Origin of the sequence: Rheinheimera fenheensis (assembly GCF_039871805.1) — a bacterium.
Taxonomy (GTDB): domain Bacteria; phylum Pseudomonadota; class Gammaproteobacteria; order Enterobacterales; family Alteromonadaceae; genus Alishewanella; species Alishewanella fenheensis.
Genome location: NZ_JBDPJM010000002.1, coordinates 255,558 through 273,477, shown reverse-complemented (window position 1 = coordinate 273,477; position 17,920 = coordinate 255,558). Strand labels below are relative to the sequence as shown.

Sequence of the window (17,920 nt, the reverse complement as noted above, 5' to 3'; positions counted from 1 at the left end):
AAATGAACACTGCACAGCGCAACAGCCAAATACCAGCCCATGCCTTAAACGATGACAGCCCCTGGCTGGAGGATACTGCGAGTAACCCGGGTCTGGATTTAGGTAGTTTTATTCAGTACCTGGCCGAAGCTGTGCTGGTGGTTAGCCCAGATGGCGTAATTGAATGCGCCAACGCCAAAGCTGCCTTGCTGCTTAATTGTGTTGGCGCGCCGCTAATTGGCCGTAAGTGGCCGCAGTTTCTGCTGAGCCGCTGCCAGCAGCAATACGAGGGGCTGGTGAATATGGTGGCCAAACGTATTTTGTCCTTGCAGGCCGGCCCCAGTGAAATGGCAGTACGCTGCGCTGATGGCGAAATTAAAGATATTGAGCTGTCAGTGTCGTTTTTACCTGAACCCGAGGCGCATTTGGTGCTGGTAATGCGCGATTTAACCCGCTACAAAGCCGAGTGCGAGCAGCTGCGACTGGAAGCGGCTACCGATGCACTGACCGGCCTGGCGAACCGCCGAGGTTTTGACGAGCAGTTGCAAACGCAGTGGCTGCAATGTACCGAAGCGCGCCGGCCGCTTAGCGTGATCATTATCGACATCGACTTTTTTAAACAGTTTAACGACCGATACGGCCATATTCAGGGTGATGCTTGCTTGCGTAAAGTGGCCGGTGCCATAGTGCAGGCCATGCCGGTAGATGGCAAACTGGCGGCGCGCTATGGCGGTGAAGAGTTTGCGCTTATTTTACCTAACCATAATGAAATCAGTGCATTAAAAGTAGCGCGTGAGGTGCAGCAGGCGGTAAGGCAGCTAAACTTTAGCGATGCCGGTTTACCGTCAACCGTTAATGTTACCGTTAGTCAGGGCGTGGCAACTGAAATGAACGGCCAATACCGCACCGCGCTGGCGCTGCTGTGTGCTGCAGATACAGCGCTGTATCGTGCTAAAGCCGATGGGCGTGACTGCGTTAATACCAGTAGCTAGTGGTAACGGTTAGCTTATTAGCAAAACGACCCTAAGGGTAGCAGCCCTAGCAGCAGGCCAGCTGAAAGTGCACGGTTTTGTCGCAGTTGCTGCGGCCGCTTTCATCGCATAGCTGCATAAAACGGATGGCATAACGGTATTTATTGCCGCTTACTGTGGGGTACACGCCATCGGCTGGCGTGTAACGAATACGCAATAGCTGATGCTGCTCGGTGTTGCTCTGGTAAAAGCCGTTTTCGGCTGCCACTTCACTAAACTGGCCTTTCTCGCGGCAAAAATTCAGTACAAAGCCCAGCGCGTTTTGCAATAAAGCAAATTCCGCACACCAACGGCTAACATCCTGCTGGCGCTGCGTAATTGGCATACTTAACCAGTATTGTAATTGGGGGACATCGAAGTAGCAGGTACCACCGGCCATAGCAAAACGCTGGCGCAGCGGGCTTAAAAACTTATCGTCTTTTAAATTACCGACAAACTTACCGCTTTTTAACAGCTCGGCCTGCAGCCTTACGGCCTGCTGCAACACCTTGCTGAGTTTATCATCCGCCACCGAAGGGTGGTTGGCCCAGGCCACTAAGGCTGTCTCGCAGCGCTCGCAGTCTTTAATCAGATCAGGCCTAATATCATTTCTGTCCAGCACTTCAATCAGATCAAACAGGATATTAAAAAACGCCAGTTGTTGTGGTTCACTTTCTAACTGGGTTAGCTCAGACAACTGGTTTAGCAGGTATTCCAGCTTAAGGTAGGTGCGTAGTTTTTCATTTAGCGGGTGCTCGTACAATAGCTCGGCCATTGGTGCTGCTATCCTGGTTGTGACAGCACCCGGCCTGATGTCAGTGACGGGCCAGTTGCAGATATTGCTGATGCAGGCGCTCTACCTGGCTGTCTAAGGCTGCAATAGTGCTGTCATTGCTAATAATATCGTCGGCTTGTGCCAGCCGTTCGGTGCGCGAAAGCTGCGCCGCCATAATAGCGCGAATTTGCTGCTCACTGGCGTTATCCCGTGCCATGGCCCGCGCTAATTGCAGCGGCTCGGGTAAGTCTATTACCAATACCCGCTTAACATACTGGTTTAGTTTGTTCTCCAGCAGCAGCGGTGCCACCAATAGCGCATAGGGCGAGCTTAGCGCCTGTAGCTGAGTCAATAAGCTATGGCGAATAGCCGGGTGCAGTAGCTGCTCTAACCAGCTTTTTGCCTCAGGCTGGCTAAAAATGGTGTCGCGCAATTTAGCACGGTTTAATCTGCCATCCGCCTGCAATACACTGCCGCCAAAACGCTGGCTAATGGCATTGTGGCAAGCCGTGCCGGGCATAACCACTTCGCGTGCGACTATGTCGGCATCTACATAGTGTACACCGCGTTTGGCAAATAGCTCTGCCACTGTGGTTTTGCCACAGCCAATACCGCCGGTCAGGCCAACAATATAACCCGACAAGCCTTTACAGCCCCAAATAACGCAAATAGGCGTTGGTTAACTGCTCGCCCCATAACAGGGCTATCCAGCCGGCAGCGGCAATATAAGGCCCAAACGGGATAGGGGTGGCTTTATCTTTGCCCTGAATGCTTAACAGTAAAATGCCAATCACAGCGCCAACCACGGACGACAGTAAAATAATCAGCGGTAGCTGCTGCCAACCCAGTAAAGCGCCAAATATGGCCATTAACTTAAAATCGCCATAGCCCATGCCTTCCTTGCCGGTGAGTAGCTTAAACAGCCAGTACACACTCCACAGGCTTAAATAACCGCAGGCGGCGCCGACAATAGCCTGCGCCGGGTTAACCATAGCTGAATCAGTCAGGCTAAACAGCAGCGCCAGCCATAGCAGCGGCAGGGTAAGCTGGTCTGGCAGCAGCATTTTGTCAATATCAATAAAGGTCAGTGCTACCAGTATCCAGGTCACCAAAATAAGCAGCAGTGCCGGCAAACCAAAGCCAAGCTGCCAGGCCACAGTGGCGGATAATAGCGCCGTTAACGCTTCTATCGCCGGGTAACGCGCACTAATGGGTGCTTTGCAGCTGCGGCATTTACCGCCCAGCATTAACCAGCTAATTACCGGGATATTGTCATAGGCTTTAATGGCAGCGTGGCACTTGGGGCAGCGCGAGCGCGGCACGGCAAGGTTAAACGGTTCAGCGGCTGCGGTGCTTTTATCAGGGCTAAAATAGGCCTGATATTCCTGCTGCCACTCGCGCTCCATCATAATCGGCAGCCGGTAAATCAGCACATTTAAAAAGCTGCCAACAAGCAGGCTAATAATGGCGACTGTAGCAATAAACAGCACCGGGTAGGCGCTAAAAGCATCAACAAAAGGCTGCATCAGACAATCGAACCCATCTGGAAGATTGGCAGATACATGGCAATAATTAAGCCGCCGATAACCACGCCCAATACTGCCATAATCATCGGCTCCAGCAGGGCAGTTAAACCATCTACCGCGTCATCGACTTCCTGTTCGTAAATATTCGCTACTTTGGCCAGCATGCTATCCAGTGCGCCGGTTTCTTCACCAATCGACACCATTGATATCACCATCTCCGGGAACTGGTCGGTTTGCTTCATCGCCAGATACATCTGGTTACCGGAGGACACTTCTTCGCGGATAAATAAAATCGCGTTTTTATACACCTCATTACCCGAGGCACCGGCAGCAGATTCCAGTGCTTCAATCAATGGTACACCGGCAGCAAAGGTGGTCGACAACGTACGGGCGTAGCGCGCTACTGCGGCTTTATTTAAAATATTACCAATCACCGGCAGTTTAATAATGCGGCCATCGGCCCAGGTACGAAACTTAAGATTGCTATTATAGGTTTTTCTTACGATGTAAAAGGTGGCAATTAAGCCGGCCAGTACTACCCACCAGTATTTCTGCATACCCTCTGAAATACCCAGCACAAATAACGTAAAGGCCGGCAGTTCCGCACCGAAGCCAGCAAAAATACTGGCAAATTGCGGCACCACGAAAATCAGCAAAATTGAGGTAACAATAGCGGCCACTACAATTACCGCTACCGGATAAAACATGGCTTTCTTAATTTTTGACTTTAGCGCTTCAGCTTTTTCTTTATACAGTGCTAAACGGTCAAAAATCTTATCCAGCGAGCCTGAGGCTTCGCCTGATTTGACCAGGTCACAGTAGAGATCATCGAAATACTTAGGGTGCTCGCGTAGCGTATCTGAAAGTGGCAAACCGGCCTGAATTTTCACCGAAATTTTTTGCATTAGCGTACGCAGGCTTTTATTGTCTGAGCCATTGGCAATTAAGTCTATCGATTGTACCAGCGGCACACCGGCGCCCAGCATGGTAGCAATTTGCCGGGTAACAATAGCAATATCCAGCGCACTGATTTTTTTCTCACCGCCAAATAAGGACTTGGGCTTTTTCTTTACGCCTGAAGGGGTAATACCCTGCTGGCGCAGCAGTGCTTTTACTTCAGCAATACTGGTGCCTTTAATTTCGCCGTCAATTTTATTGCCACGGCGGTTTAACCCTTTATAGGTATAGGTTTCCAGCTCTTTTATTTTAAATTGTTGTGCCTGAGCCATGTTCTCTGTCCTGTTGCTGCGCTAATGCGCTGAAAATTATAAATTTATTCACTCGTCACTCGTCACTCGTCACTGGCTTCAGCCCTTAGTCACCCTGTTAACCTCAGCCAGGCTGGTTAAGCCGGCAGCGGCTTTAAGCAAACCCGACTGGCGCAGGTTATTAATGCCTTCGGCCTGGGCCTGAGTGGCAATATCCAACGAGTTACCGCCTTGCATAATAATATCGGCCATACGGCCACTTACCGGCATAACCTCGTAAATACCCACCCGGCCTTTATAGCCATTGGTGCAATGCTCGCAGCCGATGGGCTTAAATATTTTCAAGCCCGGTAGTTGCTCCGGGGTATAGCCTTGCTTTAACAGTTCGGCTTCGGGCAGCACCTCGGGTTGCTTACAGTGGTTACACAGGCGTCGCGCCAGGCGCTGGGCAATAATCAATGATACCGAGCTTGCTACGTTGTAAGAGGGTACACCCATATTCAGTAAACGGGTTAACGTTTCTGGCGCCGAGTTCGTGTGCAGGGTCGATAGTACCAGGTGGCCGGTTTGTGCTGCTTTAATCGCGATTTCGGCGGTTTCTAAATCGCGTATCTCACCCACCATTACTACATCCGGGTCTTGGCGTAAAAAGGCTTTTAGCGCTGAGGCAAAAGTTAAACCAGCGCGCGGGTTGACCTGCACCTGGTTAATGCCGGCTAAGTTAATTTCAACCGGGTCTTCGGCGGTAGAGATATTGGTTTCGCTGGTATTTAATATCGCTAAACCGGTATACAGCGAGACCGTTTTACCTGAGCCGGTGGGGCCGGTGACTAAGATCATTCCTTGCGGCTGGGCCAAGGCATCTAAATACAGCTTCTTCTGATTTTCTTCATAGCCCAACACATCGATGCCCAACATGGCGCTGTCAGAGTCGAGGATCCGCATTACAATTTTTTCACCCCACAAGGTCGGCAGGGTGCTTACACGAAAATCGATAGATTTTTTTGCCGACAGCTTAAGCTTGATACGGCCATCTTGCGGTACGCGTTTTTCCGCGATGTCGAGGCGCGACATCACCTTTAACCGTGCCGATAAACGGGTAGAAAGCGCCACCGGGGGACTGGCCATTTCATGCAAAATGCCGTCGATACGAAAGCGGATGCGGTAGGTTTTTTCATAGGGCTCAAAGTGTAAGTCAGAAGCGCCTTTGCGGATGGCGTCCAGCAGCATTTTGTTAATAAAGGCAATGATCGGTTGGTCTTCTTTGTCAACCTGAACGCCGCTGTTTTCCTCTTCTTCTTCCTGCACTATACCCAGCGAGCCTAAGTCCCAATCGCTTTCGGTAAAATCGCCGCCTAAGCTATTATCAAACAGCTTATCAATCAGTTTATGTAGCTTGTCGTATTCAACCACCACCACTTCGGCGTTTAAGCCGGTATTAAATTCGAAATCTTCAATGGTTTGGATATTAGTTGGGTCTACCACGCCCAAAAACATAGTGCGGCCGCGCTTGCCCAGTGGCAGCATATCGGTTTTGCGGATCAGTTTTTCGTTACGTAAATCTTCCGGCACATAATCCAGCGAGTAATGATCCAGGTCCAGACAAATGGCCTGACTAATGCCGGCAGCAGCCTGCGCCAGTTTGTCAGAGCTAATCAGTTTTTCTGTTATTAACAGCTCAGGCAGGTTGCGGTACTGGCCGCCTTTATCGGTCACGGCTTTAGTGGCCAAATCGGCGTTAACGATGCCCAGCTGCACCAGGCGTTTAAATAAAGTAGAGGTAGTGGTTACGGCCATTAAGCGCAAACATCCTGATTTTGCTAAAAGACTTAGATAAAGTTAACTGATTATGCCACTAAACGACGGTTATTCAAGTTTAAGTCGAACGCTGGTCTTATCGTTTAGTTAAACTGCTATGCCAATAAAAAAGCCAGCTTATGAAGCTGGCTTTAAATTAATTACTAACTAATTATCGGCAAGAAGCTGGCGCAAAACGAGCGCGAACTGTACCAGCTGCTGCACCCGCCATACCTGCGTTAGTCGCAGCTACACCAGTTTCAGAAGTACAAGCCCAATCGATTGAACCAGTTGTTCCGTTGGCGATAGCGGTCGCTAAGTCAACTGAAGTACCCGCAGCACCAGTACGCACATAGGGTGACAGCACTATTACGTTTTCAGCGGCGGCAACACCGACAGAAGTTGGGTTATAAGTTACAGTGATCACCCCTGTTGCGTTATTCACCAGAACACTGTTTACAAAACGGCTGTTAGCACCAGTACCGGCTGCCTGAGCATTCCAAGTATTTGCGATTAACTGTAAATCTGCAGCTGTAGCTGAGCCATCTGCGGCAATATTTGCTTTGATAGACTGTGCTAAACCCAGACCTTCAGTGATGCGAGCACGAACGGTATAGTCTTGATAAGCAGGCAGAGCTACTGCTGCTAAAATACCGATGATCGCTACTACGATCATTAATTCTATTAAGGTAAAACCTTGTTGTACGCGTTTCATAATTTACTTCTCCTGATGTTTTAATAGCCGCTGGGGCTAACCGTTATTTTGGTCATTTTTAGACAGGGCGCAAGCTAAATGTTACAAAATTTATCGATAACGCCTAAATTGTTGTCTGACATCATGATTTTTATTTTTAATGCGCACCTTTCATGCATTTTAACTAGTACAAAAGTACTAGTTTAAATGCTCTAAGTGTAAAGCGGCCTGACGTATGCGGCGTTTTGTCGTGGTTGGTTTGCTGTTTAACGCAGTCAAAAAGGTCATGTTAGCCTGATAGCAGCAAATGTTAATGCTGGATTTTTGGGCATGTTGAGGAAAAGAACGTCAGGTTGTATAGCCGGTTGTAAAGTGGTGCAGAGATAAAACAGCCTGGACTTTTGGATATGTCAATTCAACGCCAGACGCCAGCTGGTTTAGCCCGCCAGAAGCGCCATACGGGCTAAAAATGCCTGCCCCCAGGGCGATACCAGCCAGCCGACCAACAAGGTGTTGCCAATAATTACAAAGCCAAATTCGCGCCTGAACGAGATTTTACTGCGCTTGTGCGCCAGTTGCTGCTGGGCGATATAAGCACCGGGCCAGCCGCCAATTAAAGCAAACAGTTGCAGGCTTTCTTCCGCCAGCCGGTTACCGTGACGGGCGATGGCGGCGTCTTTGTCTATTTTATACAGCCAGTAGGTCATTAAACTGGCTTCCACATATAACAGTGGCAACACGTAGAGTAATTTGCCGAATAGCAACGACAGGATGACGGCTAGGAAAAACGCCAGACGGAAAAACAACGCAAACTGGCTGGCTTGCTCGATATCAGCGCCGCTACTTAGAGGGACTTTATTGATTGGGCTTCGGTTGGCTTGTGGACGCGATGTTGTGGCAGACGCTTGGGCAAAGCGCCAGGGGGCGGCGATGGCGCGGCCTTTTTTGTCGGTACCTAAACTAAATTGCAGTTGATCGCCTTGCTGCGGACGGCCTTCCGTGCCGGCAAAGTCGCGGATATGAAAAAACAGTTTTTGTGCATTCTGCTGACACAACACAAAGCCAAAGCCTTTATCGTCACGCCAGAACACTACAGTACCGGTTAATTGCATCGGGTTATCCTGCTGGCTGGTCTCGCTCCGTGAGACCGACCTACTGTAGCAGAAGTTTAGTTTGTCCTGGTCGAATCAGCCGGAAACTTTGTTATTTAATGTAACCTTAGTGGCTGATCGTAAGGCGCATGGATAAATCTATCGCCTGCACATGTTTGGTTAGCGCGCCGCTGGAAATATAATCAACGCCAGTGGCGGCAAGTTCAGTTAAGCGCTCGCTGGTAATATTGCCAGACACTTCCAGTTTGGCTTTGCCGGCGTTCATCGTCACCGCCTGCTTAATGTCCGCCAGGCTAAAGTTATCTAACATAATAATGTCTGCCCCGGCGTCTAACGCTTGTTTCAGCTCATCCAGGTTTTCGGTTTCAACTTCTACCGGTTTGCCGGGGAAGTTTTGCCGCGCTGTGGCAACAGCATTAGCAATAGAGCCGGCGGCGATATGGTTTTCTTTAATTAAAAACGCATCATACAGGCCGATGCGGTGGTTTTTGCCGCCACCGACGGTTACCGCGTACTTTTGTGCAAAGCGCAGGCCGGGAATCGTTTTTCGGGTATCTAATAAACGGGTATTACTGCCGGCTAAAAAGGCGACATAGTGTGCTGTGGTGGTGGCGGTGGCGCTTAACAGCTGCAGAAAGTTAAGTGCCGTGCGCTCACCGGTAAGCAATAGCCGGGCAGGTCCATTAAGTTTGCATAGCACAGTATTGGCGCTGACCTTATCACCATCTTTTACTTGCCAGTTAATTTTCACCTTGTCGCCTAACTGGCGAAACACCTCATCAGCAAAGGCGGTACCACAGACAACACAGTCTTCGCGGGTAATAATGGTCGCGCTGGCTTGCTGTGCGGCTGGAATTAAGGAGGCGGTAATGTCGCCCTGCTCCAGCGATAAAAAGCCGAGATCTTCGGCCAGAGCGGCGGCGACGGCGCGTTGTAGTTCTTGTTGCTGTAGGGTGCTGTGGCTAGTGGTCATAAGTTGGTTCGATCGCGTTGTTAGTGTTGGATCAGCGTCAGCTGATTACCTTGTTGGTGAAATTCTAACTGTTTCAGCGCGCTCATGCCCAGCAATATCTCGGTGCCGGCCCCGCTTTTGTCCATGCCGGGTACTATGCTGGCCGGAATATTACTAAGCACGATGTCACCCAGTTGCAGCGTATCGATGCGGCTGGCGTAAGCGGTAGTGATGCCGTTGGCGGTGCTTACTTGCATGGCCCGGCCAAACTGCAGCCCCAGTTTTTCTGCGGTAGCCTGGGCTATGGCGACGGTGGTGGCGCCGGTGTCGAGCATAAAATCCACCGGCTGGCTATTTACCAGTGCCGTGCCGACATAATGGCCGGCTTTGTTGCGGATAAGCACAGTGCGGGTTTCGCCACGGCTGCCTTGCACACTGTGCAGCTGCTGGTTGGGGTTAAGCTGCTGATCAATGGTGTCGTCAAAGAACAAAAACAGCATCACCATTACAATCAGCCAGGCAATAATGGCGAAGGTCTTACCATAAGACTTTGTCGGTTCAGGTGCTTGCATTCATCGGCTCGGCCAAGGACAATAGCGCCATAGCTTACTAACCAGATTGGTTAAAGGCAAAATTTCTGATGAAGCCGTGTACGCTTGCGATAACGCAGCGCCCCAGTCCACACTGTGATGATCGCCCGCCAGGCGAGACTATCAGCCTGTTGGTGATCCATAACATCAGCCTGCCCGCCGGCGAGTTTGCCGCCATGCCTGAACAAAGCTATGTTGATGCCCTGTTTATGGGATGTCTGGATGTGAATGCTCACCCCAGTTTTAGCGATTTACAGGGCGTGAGGGTGTCGGCGCACTGCGTCATTTGGCGCGATGGCAGTGTATTTCAGTATGTGCCATTTGCCAAACGTGCCTGGCATGCCGGTGTCAGCCAGTTTGCTGGCCGTGAGCGCTGCAATGACTTTTCTATCGGCATTGAGTTAGAAGGCAGTGACAATTTGCCTTATACTGAGCAGCAATATCAAAGCCTTATTGCGCTGACAAAAATGATCTGTCAGCAATATCCAACTATCACGCCCGACCGTATAACAGGCCACAGCGATATTGCGCCGGGGCGCAAAACTGACCCGGGTGCCGCCTTTGACTGGGGCCGTTACCGCAGTGCGCTAGCGGCCTTATAGTAAAACGCGTTCAGGTAAGTTGAAGTGTTACACATGAGTAGATTAAAAGCGGAATAAAAGCGCGAGCAAGGGAGTTTTAAGTATGACCTTAATCAGTATGTTACTGGCATTAATCATTGAGCGCTTAGCCGTGCGCAGCGACGCCTGGCAGGCCAGCCGCTATTGCCGCAGCTATGTGCGCTTTAGTGCCGGCTCGAAACTGAGTGTTTTGTCATCAAACAGCCTGGGGCAATACCTGTGGCTGGCGTTGCCGGGCGCGGTAGTCGCACTGCTACTGCATTGGGCAGACAGCCATCTACTGACCTTTTTGGTCAATACCCTGTTGCTGCTGGTGGGTATTGGCTGCTGGCATTACCGCCAGATGTATAAACAGTATTTAAATGCCATGGACAGAGGCGATGAAGAAGCCGGTTTTATTGCTATGCAGCAAATTCGTACCCAGCTGGGTAGCGCCAGCGAGCAGTACAGTTACGGACAGTTGTTACTCTGGCTGAACTTCCGCTATTACGCTGCAGTAGTGTTCTGGTTTTTACTGCTGGGCGCCTTTGGTGTTATTACCTATGTGCTGGTGCGGCATTTACAGGAAGCGGTAGATGAAAAAGACGCGGCCGATTACGCGGCGGTGTTGGGCAGTGACAGCAAAGTGGACTGTGTAGCACACTGGGCGCTGTGGTTTCCGGCGCGGTTATTTGGTTTAGGCTTTGCTTTAGTAGGGCACTTCTCCCGCGCTTCTAATGCGCTACTTAGTTACTTTTTAGACTTTACTGCCAGCAACGAGCAGGTGGTAGTTGAAGTGGCGACCGCCGCCGAACAGGTACCGGCCGAGAGCATTAACACGCTGGACGACAGCAGCTATATGGTGCAGTTAGCTAAGCGCAATATGCTGTTTTTCTTAGCCTTTACCGCCATTTTAACGCTTAGTGGCTGGCTGGGGTAAACCAGACTGTCAGATTAAAGGCGCCATCAGGGCGCCTTTTTTATCGCCGTTATTTTACTTCACACCAGTTTCACAGCCGCCATGGCACCTTGGGTTGAATATTAAACACAACCTAAAACAGGTGATCACCATGAGCAACACCCTAGTGAAAAAACTCAATGTGAAAAAGATACTGCTAAGCCTTGGCGCTGTAATGGTGCTGCTTGCTGGTGGCTGGTATGCGTTATTTGGCTTAAAACCCTACAGTGTTAGCGCAAGTGAGATAACGCAGCGTTATGCTTACACCTTATCGCAACCGGTGGACGTAACACTGCAGCGCGATAACGCCGATGATCAAAGCAACGGCTACCACGTTTCCTACACCAGCTTTGACGGCGCCAAAGTGAATGGCTATCTGCGTTTACCAAAGCGCTCTGAAAACAGCACTGCAGCTTTGCCGGTGCTAATCGGTGCCCATGCCATGGGGCGCTCGTACCAGCGCTGGTGGCTGCCCAGTTACAAAGCGCGGGCCACCCGGGAAAGCACCGATCAGATTACTGCCTTGGCACTGGCAAAAGGCTATGCAGTGGTCACCATTGATGCCCGTAACCACGGTGAACGCAAAGATCCTGCACACAGTATCGCTGATATTATTCATAATCTGCACTGGTGGGGCGAGCGCGAACCCTACGAGGCTATGCTGATAGATACGGTGCGCGACCACCGGGTGTTGCTGGATTGGCTTGTGACTCAACCGCAGTTTGATGCTAAACGGATTGATGTCACCGGCTACAGTATGGGCGCGCATGTCAGTTTATTGCTGGCGGCAGTGGATGACAGAGTTAATCGGGTCGCGGCTATGGTGCCGCCCCATATCAACAATTACACAGCCATAGTGGCACCACTGAATATGCTGACTGGTTTACACGATAACCCGGTGCTATTGTTTAGCGCCAATGATGATGAATATGCCAGTAAAAAGCAGAACAAAACCTTATTTGATGCCTTACCTCACAGCGACAAACAGCACCATGTGTTTGACGGCGGCCATGTGTTGCCAGCAAGCTATGTTCAGCATTTCGAGATCTGGTTGTAATGACAACGGCAGCTAAACTGACGGTATTAGTAATTGAAGATAATCAAGCGATACAGGCGAATATCGCCGATTATTTTGCCATGCAGGGGGTGGTGGTGGATTTTGCCCTTAATGGCCGCCAGGGCGTGGAGTTGGCTTTGGCACACTATTACGATGTCATCGTACTGGATTTAACGCTGCCACAGTTAGATGGCCTGGATGTCTGCAGTTTGTTGCGACAAAACGCCAACCGACATATCCCTGTGTTAATGCTTACGGCGCGCGATAGCCTGCAGCACAAGCTGGACGGCTTTGCCGCCGGGGCCGATGACTATTTGGTTAAGCCTTTTGACCTTGCAGAGTTGTGGGCCCGCGTGCAGGTGCTGGCCAAGCGTCACCTGCAGCAACATCACACGCTGACGCTGGGTAATATCCGGCTAAACCGGCATCTGCATCAGGTGCACTGTGATACTAAACTGCTGGCGCTAAAGCCAATTGGGTTTCAGCTGCTGAGTATATTGCTGGAAACTTATCCGCGGCCGGTTAGCCGCACTGAGCTGTGCAGCAAGATTTGGGGCGATGAACCTACTGAGTCAGACGCGCTGCGATCGCACTTGTATCAGTTGCGTAAAACCCTGCAACAGCATGGGGCGTCGGTAAGCATTGAAACCCAACTAGGCGTGGGTTTTGCGCTTAAAGCGGTGCCTGCCGTATGACAGTGCTATCACTGCAGCGGCGTATTTTGCTCACCTTTGTCGCTAGCTCGGCGTTGGTAGGGCTACTGTTTGGCGCCAGCGCTATGATTTTTGCTTACCACACTGAAGATCAGCTGTTTGAAACCTTACTGCAAGCCGAAGCGACTTATGCTGAGCAGCAGTTAGCGGCGGGGCGCGAAGTACAGCCACGCCTGCCGTTTATCCGCTATGCCAGCGATATTGCCGTACTGCCACAGCCGATCCAAACCCGGTTGCAACAGACACCCGAACGGCGCGAATTTGCGCTTGAGCAGGGCCAGCACTACCATCTGATGCCGCTGTCGCGCGGCTTTTTGCTGGCCGATGTGACTGAACAGCTGATTGTCAGAGCAATACGGCCGCAGCTGGCAGAGTTTTTACTGCTGCTGCTCGCTGTTGTGCTACTGAGTGCTGCCGGCTTTGCCTATGTGTTGGCAAGGCGGGTGCTTAAACCTTTGCACAAATTAACACAGCAGGTCGATAGCACGGCCCTGCAACCCGACAAGGCAGTAAGCGGTTTTGCCGACGACTTTGCCGCTGACGAAATTGGCCGCTTAGCCCAGGCGCTGCAGGTGGCCTGGCAGCGGGTGGCTGAGTTTATCAGCCGCGAGCAGCAATTTACCCAGGACGTGTCACATGAGCTGCGCACACCGCTCACCGTGATGCAAGGCGCCCTGACCTTACTGCAACATGGCCCGTTAACCGCGCAACAACAGCAATATGTGCAGCGCCTGCAACTTGCCCAGCAGCAAATACACCAGACCATAGACACCCTGATGCTGTTGGCACGAGAGCAGTTGCCAGCCGCTGTGCCGGTAGCACTGCTGCCCGTGGTACAGCAAAGTGTGTTGCAGCAGCAGGCCAAGTTAGCCGGCAAAGCCATTCGGTTGGAGCTGGATATTGCGCCCTCGGCACAGCTGATAATGGATCCGATGTCGCTGCTAATGCTACTGAATAACCTGATTGGCAATGCCTTTGACTATACCGCAGCAGGGGTTATCCGCATCAGCTTTGCCGCACAGGTACTAACAGTGCAGGATAGCGGGGCTGGGATAGATGAGCAGCTGCAATCGCAGGTATTTAACAGCGGTATTAAAGGTGCCAATAGCACCGGTATGGGCGTTGGTTTGTCGCTGGTAAAACGCTTGTGTGATAAATGGCATATTGCTTATCAGCTACACAGTGATAACTCAGGTACCTGTATCCGTTTAACCTTTCGCTAAAATACTCTGGTCAGACCAATTGATTGGCTGTTTTCCTGTTGTGCACTTTCCAGAGTTATTACTCTAACTATTTTCCGCTTTTGCCTTTGCATAGATTCTCTGCTTTATTTACTTGTTATGCAGAAACTGCTACCGTATCGCCACTAAAATTAAATTGGTAATACCAATTTACACTAAGCCTGTAAAACGAACAAAATCACGGGCGCCAACAGGAAAAACATCACGGCATGGCAGATTTCACCATTAAACCGGCTAAGCTTTCAGACCGCATTGTCGAGCAACTGGAAAACATGTTGCTGGAGGGCAGTTTTGCGCCGGGGCAAAAGCTGCCGCCCGAGCGGGATTTAGCACTGATGTTTGCCGTATCGCGGCCATCACTGCGCGAGGCGATTCAGAAACTGGAAGCCAAAGGGCTGGTGAACAGGCGCCAGGGCGGCGGCACTTATGTTTGCGACAATTTGGCCGTGGGTTTAACCGATCCGCTGTTTGAACTGATTGGCCGCCACCCGGAGTCGCAGTTTGATTTGCTGGAGTTTCGCCACGCGTTAGAAGGTATTTGCGCCTATTACGCGGCGCTACGTGGCACCGCAGCCGATTTTGCCCAGATTAAAAAGCATTACGATGCCATTTGCGCCGCGCAGCAGCTAAATGATGTTGAGCAGGAAGCTAAAGCGGTCGGCAGTTTTTATCTGGCGGTGGCAGAGGCATCACACAATGTGGTGTTGCTGCATTTAGTGCGCGGTTTAACGCCGCTGGTCGAGCAGAATATCCGGGTAAACCTGGAAACGCTGAAACAAAAAGACGGCATCGGCGCCAAGTTAAATGCGCACCGGCAAACACTCATGCAGGCGGTGATTAACGGCAAGCCCGAGCAGGCGCGCCAGGCCAGTAACGATCATTTGGCCTTTATTGAAGAAGCCATGCTGGATGTGGGTAAAGAGCGCTCGCGTATTGAGCGCTCGTTACGTCGCAGCCAGCAGGGTTAATTATTTTACTAACGCAGCGGCGCAACCATAGCGCTGGCGTGCACAACCAAAGGAAACTTCGATATGTCTGAAGTCAGTAAAGTTGACATCGACGCTCTGGAAACCAAAGAGTGGCTTGAAGCGCTGGAATCGGTAGTTCGCACACAAGGGGTAGAGCGGGCGCAGTTCCTGCTGGAAAAAGTGCTGGAAGAAGCCCGGTTAGAAGGCGTAGACATGCCAACCGGCGTTACTACCAACTACATCAACACCATTCCGCCGCAGCAAGAGCCGGCTTACCCGGGCGATGTGAACTTAGAGCGACGTATCCGTTCGGTGATCCGCTGGAACGCCATTATGATCGTGCTGCGTGGCTCGAAAAAAGAGCTGGACTTAGGCGGGCACATGGCGTCTTACCAGTCTTCAGCGGCATTTTATGAAACCTGCTTTAACCACTTCTTCCGCGCACCGAACGACAAAGACGGCGGCGATTTAGTGTATTACCAGGGCCATATTTCACCGGGCATTTACGCCCGTGCTTTTGTTGAAGGCCGTTTAACCGCCGAGCAATTAGACAGCTTCCGTCAGGAAGTAGACGGCAAAGGCTTATCGAGCTATCCGCACCCGAAATTAATGCCGGAGTTCTGGCAGTTCCCCACCGTATCGATGGGGTTAGGCCCAATTGCTGCCATTTACCAGGCGCGTTTCTTAAAGTATTTAAACGGCCGTGGCTTAAAAGACACCAGCGCGCAGCGCGTTTATGCCTTTTTGGGCGATGGCGAGATGGACGAGCCGGAATCACGTGGTGCTATCAGCTTTGCCGCGCGCGAGAAGCTGGGCAATCTGTGCTTTTTAATTAACTGTAACCTGCAGCGTCTCGACGGCCCGGTAATGGGTAACGGCAAGATCATTCAGGAATTAGAAGGCCTGTTCCGTGGCGCTGGCTGGAATGTGATCAAGGTAGTGTGGGGCCGTGGCTGGGATAAACTGCTGGCCAAAGACACTACCGGTAAGCTGTTACAGCTGATGAACGAAACGGTCGACGGCGATTACCAGACCTACAAAGCCAACGACGGTGCCTATGTACGTAAGCACTTCTTCGGCCGCTATCCGGAGACGGCTGCGCTGGTTGCCGATATGACCGATGAAGAAATCTTCGCGTTAAAACGTGGTGGCCACGAGCCGTCAAAACTGTTTGCCGCCTTTAAAGCGGCGCAGGCCTGCACCGATAAACCAACGGTAATTTTAGCCAAAACCGTTAAAGGTTACGGTATGGGTGAAGCGGCTGAGGGTAAAAACATTGCCCACCAGGTGAAGAAAATGGATATGACGCATGTGCTGCAACTGCGCAAGCGTCTAGGCCTGGAAGATTACATCAGCGAAGAGCAGGTCAATGAGCTGCCGTACATTAAACTGCCGGAAGGCTCGCCAGAGCTGGAATACCTGCATGTACGGCGTAAAGCCCTGCACGGTTATACTCCGGTACGTTTGCCTAACTTTACCAAACCGCTGACCTTACCAGAGCTAAGTGCTTTTGACGGCCTGCTGGAAGAGCAAAAGCGTGAAATTTCTACCACTATGGCTTATGTGCGGGCGCTGAATATTTTGCTGAAAGATCAGCATATCGGTAAGCAGATTGTGCCCATTATTGCCGACGAAGCCCGTACCTTTGGTATGGAAGGCTTATTCCGTCAAATCGGTATTTATAACCCGGGTGGTCAGAACTACACGCCGGAAGACCGTTCAGTGGTTAGTTACTACAAAGAAGACACCGGCGGCCAGGTATTACAGGAAGGTATCAACGAGTTAGGTGCTATGTCGTCCTGGGTGGCGGCGGCAACGTCGTACAGCACCAACGATTTACCGATGATCCCGTTTTACATCTACTACTCGATGTTCGGTTTCCAGCGCGTGGGCGATATGGCCTGGCTGGCCGGTGACCAACAAGCACGTGGCTTCCTGTTAGGCGCCACTGCAGGGCGCACTACGCTAAACGGCGAAGGTTTACAGCACGAAGATGGCCACAGCCATATTCTGGCCGGCACCGTGCCAAACTGTATTTCGTACGACCCAACTTATGCCTATGAGCTGGCGGTGATCCTACAAGACGGTATCCGCCGCATGTACGGCCCAGAGCAGGAAAACATTTATTACTACATCACGGTAATGAATGAAAACTACCACCACCCGGCCATGCCAAAAGGCGCCGAAGAGGGTATCCGTAAAGGTATTTACAAGCTGGAAAGCTTAAACGGTGACCGTGGTAAGGTGCAGTTAATGGGCTCGGGCACCATTTTAAATGAAGTGCGTAAAGCGGCGGACATCTTAAGTAAAGATTACGGTGTGGCGTCAGATGTGTACTCGGTTACTTCGTTTAACGAGCTGGCGCGTGATGGACAGGACTGCGAGCGCTTTAACATGCTTAACCCGGATGCGAAGGCGAAAACGCCTTACATTGCCAGCGTAATGGGTACAGCGCCGGCCATTGCCGCTACCGATTACATGAAAAATTATGCTGATCAGGTACGGGCCTTTATGCCTGCGGTGTCATACAAGGTGCTGGGCACCGACGGCTTTGGCCGCTCGGACAGCCGTGAAAACCTGCGCCGTCACTTTGAAGTAAATGCCCACTACATAGTTGTTGCGGCACTGACTGAGCTGGTGAAGCAAGGCGAGTTGAAAAAATCGGTAGTAAGCGATGCGATTAAGAAATTTGGCATCGATACCGGCAAAACCAACCCGCTGTACGCATAAGAGGATTATTC

17 protein-coding genes are annotated in these 17,920 nt (G+C 51.1%); 8 read left to right on the top strand and 9 right to left on the bottom strand.

Translation table 11 applies throughout. From position 1 onward, the window contains the following. Positions 1 to 2 precede the first annotated feature (2 nt). Positions 3 to 971, top strand: a complete 969-nt coding sequence (locus tag ABGI61_RS04320; protein WP_347597416.1) for a sensor domain-containing diguanylate cyclase — start codon at positions 3 to 5, stop codon at positions 969 to 971. Between the two features lie 46 nt (positions 972 to 1,017). Here the strand turns inward: ABGI61_RS04320 and zapD are convergent, their stop codons facing one another. From zapD to ABGI61_RS04275, 9 genes are all read right to left on the bottom strand, one after another. Further along, positions 1,018 to 1,764: a cell division protein ZapD gene (gene zapD, locus ABGI61_RS04315; protein ID WP_347597413.1), complete on the bottom strand. Its 747-nt coding sequence runs from the start codon at positions 1,762 to 1,764 to the stop codon at positions 1,018 to 1,020. Positions 1,765 to 1,804: 40 nt separating this feature from the next. Further along, positions 1,805 to 2,407: a dephospho-CoA kinase gene (coaE, locus tag ABGI61_RS04310; RefSeq protein ID WP_347597410.1), complete on the bottom strand. Its 603-nt coding sequence runs from the start codon at positions 2,405 to 2,407 to the stop codon at positions 1,805 to 1,807. Between the two features lie 4 nt (positions 2,408 to 2,411). Further along, complete coding sequence (locus ABGI61_RS04305) at positions 2,412 to 3,290, bottom strand: prepilin peptidase (protein WP_347597407.1); 879 nt, start codon at positions 3,288 to 3,290, stop codon at positions 2,412 to 2,414. Further along, positions 3,290 to 4,519: a type II secretion system F family protein gene (locus ABGI61_RS04300; RefSeq protein ID WP_347597404.1), complete on the bottom strand. Its 1,230-nt coding sequence runs from the start codon at positions 4,517 to 4,519 to the stop codon at positions 3,290 to 3,292. The genes ABGI61_RS04305 and ABGI61_RS04300 overlap by 1 nt, the downstream gene beginning before the upstream one ends. A gap of 78 nt (positions 4,520 to 4,597) precedes the next feature. Beyond that, positions 4,598 to 6,295, bottom strand: a complete 1,698-nt coding sequence (pilB, locus tag ABGI61_RS04295; protein ID WP_347597401.1) for a type IV-A pilus assembly ATPase PilB — start codon at positions 6,293 to 6,295, stop codon at positions 4,598 to 4,600. Positions 6,296 to 6,467: 172 nt separating this feature from the next. Continuing rightward, positions 6,468 to 7,010, bottom strand: a complete 543-nt coding sequence (locus ABGI61_RS04290) for a pilin (RefSeq protein ID WP_347597398.1) — start codon at positions 7,008 to 7,010, stop codon at positions 6,468 to 6,470. A gap of 416 nt (positions 7,011 to 7,426) precedes the next feature. Beyond that, on the bottom strand, positions 7,427 to 8,101 hold the full coding sequence (locus ABGI61_RS04285) for a DUF1294 domain-containing protein (protein WP_347597395.1): 675 nt from the start codon (positions 8,099 to 8,101) through the stop codon (positions 7,427 to 7,429). 106 nt (positions 8,102 to 8,207) lie between these two features. Beyond that, entirely contained in the window at positions 8,208 to 9,074 is an 867-nt protein-coding gene (gene nadC / locus ABGI61_RS04280; RefSeq protein WP_347597392.1) for a carboxylating nicotinate-nucleotide diphosphorylase, read from the bottom strand. 20 nt (positions 9,075 to 9,094) lie between these two features. Further along, positions 9,095 to 9,625 carry a retropepsin-like aspartic protease family protein gene (locus ABGI61_RS04275; RefSeq protein WP_347597389.1) on the bottom strand — a complete coding sequence of 177 codons (531 nt, stop codon included), beginning with the start codon at positions 9,623 to 9,625 and terminating at the stop codon, positions 9,095 to 9,097. Between the two features lie 68 nt (positions 9,626 to 9,693). Between ABGI61_RS04275 and ampD the strand changes: the two genes are divergently transcribed. The 7 genes from ampD to aceE all read left to right on the top strand — a co-directional run bounded on the left by ampD (position 9,694) and on the right by aceE (position 17,909). Then, positions 9,694 to 10,245 carry a 1,6-anhydro-N-acetylmuramyl-L-alanine amidase AmpD gene (ampD, locus tag ABGI61_RS04270; protein WP_347597386.1) on the top strand — a complete coding sequence of 184 codons (552 nt, stop codon included), beginning with the start codon at positions 9,694 to 9,696 and terminating at the stop codon, positions 10,243 to 10,245. An 82-nt stretch (positions 10,246 to 10,327) separates the two neighbouring features. After that, the gene (gene ampE, locus ABGI61_RS04265; RefSeq protein ID WP_347597383.1) at positions 10,328 to 11,182 is read left to right on the top strand and encodes a regulatory signaling modulator protein AmpE; all 855 of its coding nucleotides are present in this window, start codon (positions 10,328 to 10,330) and stop codon (positions 11,180 to 11,182) included. A 130-nt stretch (positions 11,183 to 11,312) separates the two neighbouring features. Then, complete coding sequence (locus ABGI61_RS04260) at positions 11,313 to 12,257, top strand: alpha/beta fold hydrolase (protein WP_347597380.1); 945 nt, start codon at positions 11,313 to 11,315, stop codon at positions 12,255 to 12,257. Next, positions 12,257 to 12,952, top strand: coding sequence for a response regulator transcription factor (locus ABGI61_RS04255; protein WP_347597377.1), 696 nt, complete (start codon positions 12,257 to 12,259; stop codon positions 12,950 to 12,952). Before ABGI61_RS04260 ends, ABGI61_RS04255 begins: the two co-directional genes overlap by 1 nt. Beyond that, positions 12,949 to 14,193 (top strand): sensor histidine kinase, encoded by a 1,245-nt coding sequence (locus ABGI61_RS04250; RefSeq protein WP_347597374.1) that lies wholly within the window; start codon positions 12,949 to 12,951, stop codon positions 14,191 to 14,193. Before ABGI61_RS04255 ends, ABGI61_RS04250 begins: the two co-directional genes overlap by 4 nt. 227 nt (positions 14,194 to 14,420) lie before the next feature. Then, on the top strand, positions 14,421 to 15,179 hold the full coding sequence (gene pdhR, locus ABGI61_RS04245; RefSeq protein WP_347597371.1) for a pyruvate dehydrogenase complex transcriptional repressor PdhR: 759 nt from the start codon (positions 14,421 to 14,423) through the stop codon (positions 15,177 to 15,179). Positions 15,180 to 15,242: 63 nt separating this feature from the next. Continuing rightward, the gene (gene aceE, locus ABGI61_RS04240; protein ID WP_347597368.1) at positions 15,243 to 17,909 is read left to right on the top strand and encodes a pyruvate dehydrogenase (acetyl-transferring), homodimeric type; all 2,667 of its coding nucleotides are present in this window, start codon (positions 15,243 to 15,245) and stop codon (positions 17,907 to 17,909) included. Positions 17,910 to 17,920 lie beyond the last annotated feature (11 nt).

Excerpts from the sequence above, each read along its gene's own strand:
- ABGI61_RS04300 (WP_347597404.1), bottom strand. The coding sequence starts at position 4,519 with ATGGCTCAGGCACAACAATTTAAAATAAAAGAGCTGGAAACCTATACC.
- ABGI61_RS04290 (WP_347597398.1), bottom strand. The coding sequence starts at position 7,010 with ATGAAACGCGTACAACAAGGTTTTACCTTAATAGAATTAATGATCGTA.
- ampD (WP_347597386.1), top strand. The coding sequence starts at position 9,694 with ATGAAGCCGTGTACGCTTGCGATAACGCAGCGCCCCAGTCCACACTGT.
- ABGI61_RS04285 (WP_347597395.1), bottom strand. The coding sequence starts at position 8,101 with ATGCAATTAACCGGTACTGTAGTGTTCTGGCGTGACGATAAAGGCTTT.
- nadC (WP_347597392.1), bottom strand. The coding sequence starts at position 9,074 with ATGACCACTAGCCACAGCACCCTACAGCAACAAGAACTACAACGCGCC.
- ABGI61_RS04250 (WP_347597374.1), top strand. The coding sequence starts at position 12,949 with ATGACAGTGCTATCACTGCAGCGGCGTATTTTGCTCACCTTTGTCGCT.
- ABGI61_RS04320 (WP_347597416.1), top strand. The coding sequence starts at position 3 with ATGAACACTGCACAGCGCAACAGCCAAATACCAGCCCATGCCTTAAAC.
- ABGI61_RS04255 (WP_347597377.1), top strand. The coding sequence starts at position 12,257 with ATGACAACGGCAGCTAAACTGACGGTATTAGTAATTGAAGATAATCAA.
- pdhR (WP_347597371.1), top strand. The coding sequence starts at position 14,421 with ATGGCAGATTTCACCATTAAACCGGCTAAGCTTTCAGACCGCATTGTC.
- ABGI61_RS04275 (WP_347597389.1), bottom strand. The coding sequence starts at position 9,625 with ATGCAAGCACCTGAACCGACAAAGTCTTATGGTAAGACCTTCGCCATT.
- zapD (WP_347597413.1), bottom strand. The coding sequence starts at position 1,764 with ATGGCCGAGCTATTGTACGAGCACCCGCTAAATGAAAAACTACGCACC.
- ABGI61_RS04305 (WP_347597407.1), bottom strand. The coding sequence starts at position 3,290 with ATGCAGCCTTTTGTTGATGCTTTTAGCGCCTACCCGGTGCTGTTTATT.
- pilB (WP_347597401.1), bottom strand. The coding sequence starts at position 6,295 with ATGGCCGTAACCACTACCTCTACTTTATTTAAACGCCTGGTGCAGCTG.
- ABGI61_RS04260 (WP_347597380.1), top strand. The coding sequence starts at position 11,313 with ATGAGCAACACCCTAGTGAAAAAACTCAATGTGAAAAAGATACTGCTA.
- aceE (WP_347597368.1), top strand. The coding sequence starts at position 15,243 with ATGTCTGAAGTCAGTAAAGTTGACATCGACGCTCTGGAAACCAAAGAG.
- ampE (WP_347597383.1), top strand. The coding sequence starts at position 10,328 with ATGACCTTAATCAGTATGTTACTGGCATTAATCATTGAGCGCTTAGCC.